This is a genomic window from Mycobacterium sp. NPDC048908 (assembly GCF_043197955.1).
Taxonomy (GTDB): Bacteria; Actinomycetota; Actinomycetes; order Mycobacteriales; family Mycobacteriaceae; genus Mycobacterium.
Window position 1 is genome coordinate 286,176 of record NZ_JBICUE010000003.1, and the last position, 12,352, is coordinate 298,527.

Sequence of the window (12,352 nt, forward strand, 5' to 3'; positions counted from 1 at the left end):
CGTTACCCAGACGATTATTTGCGCCAATCTTGGGCCCGACAGATGCATAGCTTCCCTAGACTTTCCGATCGTGCAGCCAGATTCCGCCAACGACGACGACCGCGGCTGCATCATCGACGCGGCCTACAGCTGCCTGTCCGAGCCGCACTCCGGCCCGATCTCGGTTGCCGCGATCCTGCAGCGCGCCGGGGTGTCGACGCGGGCCTTCTACCGTCACTTCGAGTCCAAGGACGAGCTGTTCCTGGCGCTGCTGCGACAGGAGAGCGACGCGCTGGCCGACCGGCTCGACCGCATCGTCGATGAGCCAGGCGATCCCGTCGACCAATTGAGGGCGTGGATCCGCGGAATGTTCGGCTGGATGCACGATGAAGAGCTGCGAATGCACCTGACCGTGATCGACTCCGACGAGGTGCGGGCGGCGAAGGGATATCGCGAGACCCGTGAACGCGCGCACCAGGGCCGGGAACGCTCACTGGTCGAGATCATCCGGCGCGGGAAAGCCGATGGGTCGTTTCCGCTGGCCGACCCAGAACACGACGCTGTCGCCATCAGCGCCGTGATCAGCCGTGAGATGGCCAACCAGTCGGCCGGCGACGAGGAGGGTGTGCAACGGTCGCTGGTTTGGGTGCTGGAATTCGCGTTGCGTGCTCTTGGCGCACCCAGGACAACCGCCGGCCGGCGATGAATCTGTAGCGCGCGGACGGTCAATACACCCAGAGCCGTCCATCGACAGGAGTCTGCGATGCCATCCATCACCCCATGCCTGTGGTTCGACGACAACCTCGAAGAAGCCGCGCAGTTCTACACATCGGTCTTCCCGAACTCGTCGATCGAGCAGATCGCGCGCTACACAGATGCCGGTCCCGGAAATCCCGGCGACGTCGTGTGGATTGCCTTCGTACTCGACGGGACGCGGTTCCTCGGCATCAACGGCGGGCCTGCGTTCCAGTTCAGCGAGGCGGTGTCGTTCATGGTCGAGTGCAGGGACCAGGCCGAGGTCGACTACTACTGGGAGCGACTGGTCGACGGGGGCGAGGAGTCCGAATGTGGCTGGCTCAAGGACCGTTTCGGGGTGAGTTGGCAGGTCACCCCGACCCGCGTGCTCGAGTTGACGTCCGATCCCGATCCACCTCGTGCCGCGGCTGCCACGAAGGCGCTGCACGGAATGCGCAAGATCGTCATCGCCGATATCGAGGACGCCGTCAACACATGAGGCGCGCGACGCGGTCCGGGGCGGCGCCTACGTAGCGGTCGATACCGGTCATCTTCGCTGCGGTGTACATCCGTGGTCGGCGAAAACTTCGCTGGCAGGGTCTCGGATGCGCTGTTGCATCGCAATCCGGCTTCGCCCGGCGCCTCATCGCGGAAGTGATGCGCTCAGGCCGAAGCGCTACTCGTCGCAGATGGATCGCGATTCGCGAAGCGCCGAGGCGTCGAACCTACATTTTGCTGACAGGATCGGCAAACCCGCGAAAGTCACGATTGTCACCGGTCCGGGGTGCGTGTTGCCCGGCCAGAAATCGGTGATGTACGGTTCTGCCGCGTCATCCCGTGCAACACTCACAACTTGCGCACCAGGTTGTTCGCGGGAGGTATCGGCAGCCTATGGCGATCAGGGAAACACGAGGGAGGACCCGCTGATGGTCGCTTCCAGTCTCTTAGCCAAACCGGTGCGCGGCTTCGGTGGCTTTTATGCGATGGCGCTCGACACCTTCGTCGCCATGTTCAGGCCGCCCTTCGCGTGGCGCGAATTCATCTCGCAGTCTTGGTTTGTCGCTCGGGTCTCCATCGTCCCGACGCTGATGCTCACGATCCCTTACACGGTGCTGCTGACGTTCACGTTCAACATCCTGTTGACCGAGTTCGGCGCCGCCGATTTCTCCGGCACCGGCGCGGCGCTCGGCACCGTGCGACAGATCGGGCCGATCGTCACGGTGTTGGTGGTGGCCGGCGCCGGGGCCACCGCGATGTGTGCCGACCTCGGCGCGCGCACCATCCGCGAAGAACTTGACGCCCTCCGAGTGATGGGCGTCAATCCTATTCAGGCCCTTGTTGTTCCGCGGGTGCTGGCCGCCACGCTGGTGTCGCTGGCGTTGGCGGCGACGGTGATTCTGGTCGGTTTGGCAGGCGCGTACCTGTTCTGCGTTTACATCCAGCACGTATCGCCGGGTGCGTTCGCAGCGGGGCTGACGCTGATCATCGGAGCGGTGGACGTCACGATCGCGCTGTTGAAGGCCGCGTTGTTCGGCTTGTCCGCAGGCATGATCGCCTGCTACAAGGGCATCTCGGTAGGGGGTGGTCCAGCAGGCGTCGGGATCGCGGTCAACGAAACCGTCGTGTTCACCTTCATGGCGCTGTTCGCCATCAACGTGGTCGCCACCGCGGTCGCGGTGAAGGTGACGATGTGACCGTCTCCCGGCCCCACTCTCAGTTCCCGTGGCTGAAGGCCCGGTATCGGTCGGTGGCGGAGCCGTGGAACCGGATCGGCAGGCAGACGAAGTTCTACGGCACGACGCTGCGCTCGATCCACATCGCCGTGACCTCCTACCGGGTCGAGCTGATCCGACAGATCGCGGCGATGGGCCTCGGTGCGGGCGCGTTGATCGTCATCGGCGGAACCGTCGCCATCGTCGGATTCTTGACCGTGACGACCGGCGCGCTGGTGGCGGTCCAGGGATATACCGACTTCTCCGAGATCGGCGTCGAAGCCCTGACCGGATTCGCCTCGGCGTTCTTCAACGTCCGCCTGATCGCGCCGGCCACCACGGCGGTGGCGCTGTCCGCGACCATCGGCGCCGGTGCCACCGCACAACTGGGCGCAATGCGGATCAACGAAGAGATCGATGCGCTCGAGGTGATGGGCATCCGGTCGGTCGCCTACCTGGCCTCAACCCGGGTGCTGGCCGGTCTGCTCGTCGTCATCCCGCTGTATTGCGTTGGGGTGATTGCCTCGTTCTGGGCGGCGAAGTTCGGTACCACCGTCATCTACGGGCAGTCGACCGGCGTCTACGACCACTACTTCCGTACCTTCCTCAACCCGACCGACCTGATGTGGTCCTTCCTGCAGTGCGTCGTGCTGGCCATCGTGATCATGCTGGTGCACACCTTCTACGGCTATACCGCGCGCGGCGGACCGGCCGGCGTCGGTGAGGCGGTCGGGCGCGCTGTCCGGACGTCGTTGATCGTCGCCGCGTTCGTTCTCGTGATGATGTCGCTGGCCGTGTACGGCCAGTCCGGAAACTTCAACTTGGCCGGGTAGCAGATGGACAGCGACGACACCGGCCTGCACCCAGCGTGGTACACGCTGATCCTGGTGGTGGGCTCCGCCCTGTTGATCTGGCTGAGCCTGTCGCTGTTCGCGGGCACGTTCCGAAGCGAGGTCCCCGTCACGCTGACCTCCGACCGGGCGGGCTTGGTGATGGAGACCAATGCCAAGGTCAAGATGCGCGGAGTGCAGGTCGGGCGGGTCGTCGACATCCACGGCGGCAGGGAACCCGTGTCGTTGAAGCTGGAGATCGACCGCGACCAGATCAAGTTCATCCCGGCCAACGTGGAAGCCCAGATCCGCGCCACCACGGTGTTCGGCGCGAAGTTCGTCGAGCTGGTCTATCCGGAGGACCCCAGCCCGAAGCGGTTGGCCGCCGGTCAGGTGTTGCAGTCGCGCAACGTCAGCACCGAGGTCAACACGGTGTTCCAAAACGTGGTGGCGGTGCTCAATCAGATCGACACCGCCAAACTCAACAGCACGCTGGCCGCACTCGCCGAAGGTGTTCGCGGACAAGGGGAGAAGATCGGCCAGGCCACCACCGACGCCAACGAGGTGCTGCTGCAACTCAATCCGCGCAGCGAGACGATCCGCGCGGACTGGCAGGCGCTGAAAGGCTTCAACGATGCGTACAGCGCCGCGGCGCAAGACATTCTGACGGTGCTGAACGCGGCGAGTACCACCAGCCAAACCGTCACCAATCACACGAAGCAACTGGACGCGTTGCTGCTGGCCACCATTGGGCTGTCCAACAGTGGAATCAACCTGTTGGCGCCGAATCAGGCGAACCTGATCAAGGCCATCAACGTGCTCGAGCCGACGACGGATTTGTTGTACAAGTACAACCCCGAGTACACCTGCCTGCTGATGGGTGCGAAGACCATCCTGGATACCGGAGGGTATGAATCGGCGGGCGGCAACGGTCGGACACTGGTGCTCGACACGTCTCTTTCACTGGGCGACGACCCGTACCACTATCCGGACAACCTCCCGGTCATCGGTGCCAAGGGTGGACCGGGCGGCAAGCCGGGTTGCGGCTCGCTGCCGGACGTCGCGAAGAACTGGCCGGTGCGTAACCTCGTCACCAACACCGGGTTCGGCACCGGCATCGACTGGCGGCCGAACCCCGGTATCGGCTTCCCGGCATGGGCCAACTACCTGCCGGTCACCCGCGCCGTGCCAGAACCGCCGAGCATCCGCAACCTGTTCGGCGGGCCTGCTCCCGGACCGATCCCGTATCCGGGTGCCCCTGCCTACGGCGCCGATCTGTACGCACCGGACGGCACTCCGCTGTGGCCGGGACTTCCCCCTGCGCCGCCGCCAATGGCGCCGCGGGATCCGGGCGCGACGCCGGGGTCGGAGCCGTTCGTTGTGCCCAACCCCGCACAGATGCAGCCGACGCCGCTGCCGCCGGTACCGCTTCCCGAGTTCGCCGCCCCGTCGCCCTAGCCATCCGAAAACCGCAACCGCGAAAGGTAACCAGCCATGAAAGAGAACTTGCGAGCCACGGTGGTGCGCCTCGCTGTCTTTCTGGTTGTGTGCCTGCTCGGCGTGTTCGGGCTGTACGCCGTGTTCGGGCAGTTGCGATTCGGGGAGAAGGCGCACACCTACCGGGCCGCGTTCACCAACGTGACCGGACTGGAGAAGAACGACTTCGTCCGCATCGCGGGCGTCGAGGTCGGGCAGGTGAAAGACGTTGCCATTCAGCCGGATACGACGGCGATGGTCGAATTCACCGCCGACGATTCGGTGGTGCTGACCGAAGGCAGCCGGGCCGTCATCCGGTACGACGACCTCATCGGCGGCCGCTATCTCGCCCTCGAGGAAGGCGCCGGAGGCGTCAAGAAGCTCAACCCCGGCGACACCATCCCGCTGGCCCGCACCTCACCGGCACTCGACCTGGACGCACTGATCGGCGGGTTCCGACCGCTGTTCCGTGCGCTGGATCCCAAACAGGTGAACGCCTTGTCCGGTCAGCTGATTGCGGCACTGCAAGGTCAGGGCGGCACGATCAACTCGTTCCTGGCCCAGACCGCCGCGCTGACCAGCACGCTGGCCGACCGCGACCAGTTGATCGGCGAGACCATCGTCAACCTCAACACCGTTCTTGGCTCGCTCGGTGACCAGAGTGACCAATTCGGCAAGGCAGTCGATGCTCTGGCCGAGCTGACGAAAACGTTGGCAGACCGCAAGCAGGACATCAGCAACGGCGTGGCGTACGCCAACGCCGCCGCCGGAAGCATCACCGACCTGTTGTCCCAAGCGCGGCCACCGTTCGCCAAGACGATCCGCGAGACCGACCGCGCTTCGGCGATCGTCGTCGCCGACCACGACTACTTCGACAACTTCCTCAACACCCTGCCGGATGCGTATCAAGCGCTTGCGCGGCAAGGCATCTACGGGGACTTCTTCAGCTTCTACCTGTGTGACATCGTGCTGAAGCTGAACGGCAAGGGCGGCCAGCCGGTGTACGTCAAGGTCGCCGGCCAGAGCACGGGGAGGTGCGCGCCGCGATGAAGCCATTCGCTGAACGCAACCTTTTCGTCATCGGCGCCATCGGGATCGCCATCACCATCACGATCATTCTGGGCGCGATCAACTACGACAAGCTGCCGTTCCTCAACCAGGGCAAGGAGTACTCGGCTCACTTCGCGGACGCCGGCGGGCTGATGGACGATGCGGCCGTTCAGGTTTCGGGTTTCCAGGTCGGCAAGGTCCAGTCCATCGAACTCGACGGGACACGGGTGCTGGTGAAGTTCACCGTTGACAAGGACATCCGGCTGGGCGACCGCACCGAGGCCGCGATCAAGACCAAGGGGTTGCTCGGCTCCAAGATCCTCGAGGTCACTTCGCGCGGTGACGGCCGGCAGGACGGCACGATCCCGCTCGACCGCACCAGGTCGCCGTACCAGCTACCGGATGCCCTTGGCGAGTTGGCCACCACGATCAGTGGTTTGAACACCGACCAGCTGTCGGACTCGCTGCGGGTGCTCTCGGAGACGTTCGCCGACACTCCGCCCCAGCTGAAGATCGCGGTGGAAGGGGTGGCTCGGTTCTCCCAAACCCTCAATGAGCGCGACGCCCAACTGCGCGGGCTGCTGACCAACGCCGACAAGGCGACCACGGTGCTGGCTGAGCGCAGCAACCAGGTGGTGAGTCTGATCGCGAGCACCAACGCGTTACTCGCCGAACTCCAGACTCAAAGCGCTGCAGTAGATCAGATCTCGGGCAACATCTCGGCGCTGTCGCAACAGCTGCAGGGCTTCATCGGGGAGAACAAGGCGACGATGCGGCCTGCTCTCGAGAAGCTCAACGGGGTGCTGACCATGCTGGACAATCGGAAGGACCGGCTGCAGAAGTCGCTTCACCTGCTCACCGAATATTCGATGTCGCTCGGCGAGTCGGTGGCATCCGGTCCGTTCTTCAAGACCTACGTGTCCAACCTGCTGCCCGGCCAGTTCCTGCAGCCGTTCATCGACGCCGCGTTCTCCGACCTCGGCCTTGATCCGAACGTGAAACTGCCTTCGGAGCTGAGCGATCCGCAGGTCGGCCAGCCGGGGACGCCGGCGTTGCCGGTGCCGTTCCCGCGGACAGGGCAGGGTGGCGAACCGCATCTGACACTGCCCGATGCCATCACCGGCAACCCTGGCGACCAGGGATGCGGTCCGCCCGGCTTGCCGCTGCCAGGGCCGACGGGCTGCTACCCGTACCGCGAGCCGTTGCCTGCTCCGCCGCCGGGCGGTCCGCCGCCGGGGCCGCCCGCGCTGGCGCCGCCGGGGTTGGATTCGACACCGATACCGACGCCGAGCCCCGTCGCGGTGCCCGGTCCTGGGGAGGCGGGTCAATGAGCCGCATCCGTAGAAGCTGGGTTGCCGTCGCCCTCGTGGTGCTCCTGGTGGCCGGTGTGGTCGCGCTGCTGAGAACCAGCGACACCATCAACCGCACGAATGTTGTTGCGTACTTTGAGAACAGCAACGGTATCTACGTCGGCGACGACGTTCGCATCCTCGGCGTCAACGTCGGTAAGATCACCGAGATCCAGCCGCAGCCCGAGCGGGTGAAGATCTCGTTCTACTACGACAACAAGTACAAAGTGCCTGCCGATGTGAAGGCGGCGATCCTGTCGCCGACGCTGGTGACTGCGCGCGCCATTCAGCTCACCCCGGTCTACACCACCGGGCCGGTGCTCAAGGACAACGCGGTGATCCCGCGGGAGCGCACCGCGGTGCCGGTCGAATGGGACCAGGTCCGCCGGGAATTGGAGAAGCTGGCACAGACGCTTCAGCCGACGGAGCCTGGTGGAGTGGCGCCGCTGGGCTCGGTGATCAACACCACCGCGGACAACCTCCGCGGGCAAGGCGCCAACATCCGCGACACGGTGATCAAGCTGTCGCAAGCGTTTTCGGCGTTGGGAGACCACAGCACCGACATCTTCTCGACGGTCAAGAACCTGGCGACATTGGTTTCGGCGCTGCAGGACAGCACCGACCTGATGCGTCAGCTCAACCAGAACCTGGCATCGGTGACGGGATTGCTTGCCGACGATCCCAACGAAGTGGCCGACGCGGTGAGGGACCTCAACGCCGTCGTGCCGCAGGTGCAGCAGTTCGTCGCCGACAACCGCGAGGCGCTCGGTACCACATCGGACAAGCTGGCGGGTGTGACCCAGGCGTTGAACGACAGCCTCGCCGACGTCAAGCAGTTCCTGCACGTCGCACCCAACACGTTGCAGAACTACGTGAACATCTGGCAGCCCGCCCAGGGCGCGGTGAGCAGTGTGCCGATGATCAACAACTTCGCCAATCCGATCTCATTCCTGTGCGGGGCGATTCAGGCCGCCTCCCGCCTGGGCGCCGAGGAGTCGGCGAAGCTGTGCGTGCAGTACCTGGCGCCGATCATCAAGAACCGGCAGTACAACTTCCTGCCGGTGGCTCAGAACGTGTTCGTCGGCGCCACGACGCGGCCGAACGAGCTGACCTACAGCGAGGACTGGCTGCGTCCGGATTACATTCCGCCGCAACCGCCGCCGGGCGCCGCGCCGCCGCCTCAGGCGGCCGAACCCCCGCCGCCGCCCGGGCCGCCGCTGGCCGCGGAGGCCCCGATCGCGACGAACCCGGCTGACGGGCTGAGCGGCATGATGGTGCCGCCTGGGACAGGACCATGATGCGCGCCAACGGGATTCGTGTTGCGGTGGGCATGCTCGTGCTCGCCCTCTGCTTGGCGGGCTGCAGCGACTGGCGAGGGTTGAACTCGATTCCGCTGCCCGGTGTGCAGGGCGTTGGTCCTGGCTCGTTCACGATCCAGGCGCAGATGCCGGACGTTGACAACATCGAACAGAACTCACGCGTGCGCGTCGGCGACGTGAACGTCGGCACGGTCACCAAGATCGAGCGTCAGGGCTGGCATGCGCTGGTGACGATGAAGCTCAACCGCGACGTCGAACTGCCGGCCAACGCGACCGCCACACTGGGCCAGACCAGCTTGCTGGGGTCACTGCACATCGAACTGGCCCCGCCCAAAGACGTGCCGCCCCAAGGCAGACTGCACGAGGGCTCGCTGATTCCGCTGGCCTCGTCGGGTAAGTACCCGAGCACCGAACAGACGTTGTCGGCAATTGCGCTGCTCCTCAACGGCGGTGGAATCGGCAACATCCAAGACATCACCGACGCGCTGAGCATCGCCTTCGCCGGGCGGGAGAACGACCTGCGAAGCCTGATCCAACAACTCGACAAGGCCATCGGCTACCTCGACGACCAGAAAGACGACATCATCGCGGCCACCGAGAGCCTGAACAACCTGGTCGGCCAGTTCGCGGCGCAGAAACCGGTGGTGGACAAGGCATTGAAGACCATTCCCGACGCGCTCGTGGTGTTGAAGGATCAGCGCAACAACCTCTCGGATGCACTCGCGCAACTCGGCAAGTTCAGCGCGCTTGCCGCCGACTCGGTCAACCAGACCAAGGACGCGCTCGTCCAGGAGCTCAAAGACCTTGGCCCGGTGCTGCAGTCACTCGCCGACTCCGGCCCGGCGTTGACTCGGGCGCTGAGTTTCCTGCCCACGTTCCCGTTCCCCAAGGAGACGCTCACCAACTGGATGCGCGGCGACTACGCCAACCTGACGTTGATGCTCGACCTGACGCTGAGCCGGATCGACCAGGGCATCTTCACCGGTTCGCGGTGGGAATGCGATCTGACCTGGCTAGAGCTTCAGTGGGGTCGCACCATCGGTCAGTTCCCCAGCCCCTGCATGTCCGGCGGCCCTGGCACCGCAGGCAATCCGCTGATCGCTCCGTACCGATTCGATCAGGGGCCGTGACATGATTCTGACTCGGAGAATCGTGATCCAGATGGCGATCTTCGCCATCATCGCGACCACCGCGCTCGCCGTCATGCTGTTCGGCTACATGCGCGTGCAGGACATGGCGGGGCTCGGGCAGTACAAGGTGAAGCTGGAACTGAACGAAACCGGCGGCCTCTACCCGCGGAGCAACGTCACTTATCGCGGCGCACAGGTCGGCATCGTCGACAGCGTCAGGTTGACCGACACCGGCGTGCAGGCGGTCCTGTCGTTGAACAACAACGTGGAGATCCCCGCCGACCTGACAGCCGAGGTCCACAGCGTGTCCTCTGTCGGTGAGCAATTCGTCCAGTTGATCCCGCGCAGTGCCAGCGGTCCGTCGTTGAAGGACGGCGACGTGATTCCCGCGGACCGCACGACGGTGCCGACGGACATCAACAAGGTGCTGACCGACACCACCCGTGGGCTACAAGCGATTCCGCAGGAGAATCTGAAGACCGTGGTGGACGAGGCCTACGTCGCAGTGGGCGGTCTCGGCCCGGAGTTGCGTCGGTTGGTCAACGGCAGCACCACGCTGGCGATCGACGCGCGCAAGAATCTCGATCCACTGACCACGCTGATCGACCAGTCCAAACCGGTGCTGGACTCGCAGACCGACACCGCGCCCTCCATCCAGGCGTGGGCGTCGAACCTGGCGAGCGTCACCGGCCAACTGCAGAGCCAGGACCGCGCCGTCGCCGGCATCTTGGAGAACGGCCCCGGCGCCGCCGACGAGGTGCGCGCATTGTTCGACCGGGTGCAGCCGACGCTGCCGATCGTGCTGGCCAACCTCGTCAGCATCGGTGAAGTGGCCGTTACCTATCGGCCGAGTCTCGAACAGCTCCTTGTGCTTCTGCCGCAGGGCACCGCGGTGACCCAGGCCGTCGGCGTGCACAAGCGCAACACAAAACAGGATTACGAAGGCGATGCCTTGACCTTCAACCTGAACCTGATGATTCCGGCGTTTCCCGCGCCGATACCGCTGCCCCCACAGCAGCTGCCGCCGCCGTGCACCACCGGCTTCCTGCCCGCCCAGCAGCAGCGGGTGCCCACGTTTGTGGACTACCCCGACAGGCCGGCGGGCGACCTGTACTGCCGGGTGCCGCAGGACGCGCCGTTCAACGTGCGCGGCGCGCGCAACCTGCCATGCATCACCGTGCCAGGCAAACGCGCGCCGACATGGCAGCAGTGTGAGAGCAACGAGAACTACGTGCCGCTCAATGACGGCTACAACTGGAAAGGCGATCCCAACGCGACACTGTCCGGGCAATCGGTCCCGCATGTGCCGCCGGGGTCGCCACCTGCGCAAGCAGCTCCACCGCCGGGCCCGGCACCGCCGCCGATAGCGGCCGCCGAGTACGACCCAGCGACTGGCACGTACGTTGGACCGGACGGACGTGTGTACACACAGTCCAACCTGGCCCGCAGTGCCACAGAGGAGCAAACATGGCAGACGATGCTGCTGCCCCCGGCGGGGAAGTGAGCGAGTCGACCGCTACCGATCCGGAATCGAGCGGTGTCGAGGTGTCGGATGCGGTCGCCGCCGATGAGGTGACCGACTCGGCCGAGGACACCGAACACCCCGGCGAGGCGGCCAAACCGGCCAAGGCGCCGATGTCGCACGTAATGCTCGGGGCGATCATCGGCATCGTCCTGGTGGTGGCGCTCGCCGGGCTGACGGGCTGGCTGGGCTTCCGCGCCTACCAGTCGCATCAGACCGACGAACGAGAGAAGCTCTTCCTCCAGGTCGGCAGGCAAGGTGCGCTGGACCTGACCACGATTGACTGGCAACACGCGGACGCCGACGTGCAGCGCATCCTGGACTCCGCGACCGGCACGTTCTACGACGACTTCCAGCGGCGCGCGCAGCCATTCACCGAGGTCGTCAAGCAGGCCCAGTCCAAATCCGAGGGCAGCATCGCCGAGGCCGGGCTGGTGCCGGAATCGATCACCGACAACGGGGCCGACGTGTTGGTCGCGATGACGGTCAAGACCGCCAATGCCGGTGCGCCAGAACAAGCGCCGCGGGCCTGGCGGATGCGCATCTCGGTGGAGAAGGTCGGGGACGAGGCCAAGGTCGCCAACGTGGAGTTCGTGCCGTGACCAACCACAGCAAGGACGAGACCGCGGAGGAAGACACCACGGTGCCCACCGACACCGACACCACCACCACCGACGCCGACGCCGACGTCGACGCCGAGAAGGTGGAGGACACGGTCGCCGACGAGGCGACGGAGGCCGGCGAACCGACCAAATCGAGGCGGCGGATCCAATGGGCGCGGATCTTCGTCTTCGGTGTGCTGCCCGCGGTGGCGCTGCTGCTGGCGCTGGGCGCGGGATACCTGAAGTGGATGGACAATTCGGTGCGCGACAACCAGCTTGCGCGCAAGGAATCCGTGCAGGCCGCCAAGGACAGCACGGTCAAACTGTTGTCGTACAAGCCCGAAACCGTCGAGCAGGAACTCACAGCCGCGCGTGACCTGTTGACCGGCGACTTCCGCGACTCATACACCTCGTTGACCAACGACGTGGTGATTCCCGGCGCCAAACAGAAGCACATCTCCGCGGTGGCAACGGTTCCCGTGGCGGCATCGGTGTCAGCCAACCCCCGGAAAGCCGTTGTCCTGGTGTTCGTCAACCAGACCGTGGTCATCGGGCAGGATGCGCCCACCGACACCGCGTCCAGCGTGCGGGTCACCCTGGAGAAGGTGGGCGACCGCTGGCTGATCTCGAAGTTCGATCCGGTCTAGC

Annotated in this window: 12 protein-coding genes; all 12 read left to right on the forward strand. The window is 65.2% G+C overall.

The genetic code is table 11. The annotated features are described in order from the left end of the window. Nucleotides 1-70: 70 nt before the first annotated feature. On the forward strand, nucleotides 71-685 hold the full coding sequence (locus tag ACGFK1_RS10275; RefSeq protein ID WP_393428151.1) for a TetR/AcrR family transcriptional regulator: 615 nt from the start codon (nucleotides 71-73) through the stop codon (nucleotides 683-685). Nucleotides 686-742: 57 nt separating this feature from the next. Then, entirely contained in the window at nucleotides 743-1,213 is a 471-nt protein-coding gene (locus ACGFK1_RS10280) for a VOC family protein (RefSeq protein ID WP_393428152.1), read from the forward strand. Nucleotides 1,214-1,640: 427 nt separating this feature from the next. Further along, nucleotides 1,641-2,408: an MlaE family ABC transporter permease gene (locus tag ACGFK1_RS10285; RefSeq protein WP_393428153.1), complete on the forward strand. Its 768-nt coding sequence runs from the start codon at nucleotides 1,641-1,643 to the stop codon at nucleotides 2,406-2,408. Continuing rightward, nucleotides 2,405-3,259, forward strand: coding sequence for an ABC transporter permease (locus ACGFK1_RS10290; protein ID WP_393428154.1), 855 nt, complete (start codon nucleotides 2,405-2,407; stop codon nucleotides 3,257-3,259). Before ACGFK1_RS10285 ends, ACGFK1_RS10290 begins: the two co-directional genes overlap by 4 nt. Before the next feature lie 3 nt (nucleotides 3,260-3,262). After that, nucleotides 3,263-4,714: an MCE family protein gene (locus ACGFK1_RS10295; RefSeq protein ID WP_393428155.1), complete on the forward strand. Its 1,452-nt coding sequence runs from the start codon at nucleotides 3,263-3,265 to the stop codon at nucleotides 4,712-4,714. Nucleotides 4,715-4,750: 36 nt separating this feature from the next. Beyond that, entirely contained in the window at nucleotides 4,751-5,782 is a 1,032-nt protein-coding gene (locus ACGFK1_RS10300) for a virulence factor Mce family protein (RefSeq protein WP_393428156.1), read from the forward strand. Beyond that, complete coding sequence (locus tag ACGFK1_RS10305) at nucleotides 5,779-7,113, forward strand: MCE family protein (RefSeq protein ID WP_393428157.1); 1,335 nt, start codon at nucleotides 5,779-5,781, stop codon at nucleotides 7,111-7,113. The genes ACGFK1_RS10300 and ACGFK1_RS10305 overlap by 4 nt, the downstream gene beginning before the upstream one ends. Further along, complete coding sequence (locus ACGFK1_RS10310) at nucleotides 7,110-8,429, forward strand: MCE family protein (RefSeq protein WP_393428158.1); 1,320 nt, start codon at nucleotides 7,110-7,112, stop codon at nucleotides 8,427-8,429. The genes ACGFK1_RS10305 and ACGFK1_RS10310 overlap by 4 nt, the downstream gene beginning before the upstream one ends. Continuing rightward, the gene (locus ACGFK1_RS10315) at nucleotides 8,426-9,580 is read left to right on the forward strand and encodes a virulence factor Mce family protein (RefSeq protein ID WP_393428159.1); all 1,155 of its coding nucleotides are present in this window, start codon (nucleotides 8,426-8,428) and stop codon (nucleotides 9,578-9,580) included. Before ACGFK1_RS10310 ends, ACGFK1_RS10315 begins: the two co-directional genes overlap by 4 nt. Before the next feature lies 1 nt (nucleotide 9,581). Beyond that, on the forward strand, nucleotides 9,582-11,084 hold the full coding sequence (locus ACGFK1_RS10320; protein WP_393428160.1) for an MCE family protein: 1,503 nt from the start codon (nucleotides 9,582-9,584) through the stop codon (nucleotides 11,082-11,084). Beyond that, complete coding sequence (locus ACGFK1_RS10325; protein WP_393428161.1) at nucleotides 11,048-11,704, forward strand: Mce protein; 657 nt, start codon at nucleotides 11,048-11,050, stop codon at nucleotides 11,702-11,704. Before ACGFK1_RS10320 ends, ACGFK1_RS10325 begins: the two co-directional genes overlap by 37 nt. Continuing rightward, nucleotides 11,701-12,351: a hypothetical protein gene (locus ACGFK1_RS10330; protein ID WP_393428162.1), complete on the forward strand. Its 651-nt coding sequence runs from the start codon at nucleotides 11,701-11,703 to the stop codon at nucleotides 12,349-12,351. The genes ACGFK1_RS10325 and ACGFK1_RS10330 overlap by 4 nt, the downstream gene beginning before the upstream one ends. Nucleotide 12,352: the final 1 nt, after the last annotated feature.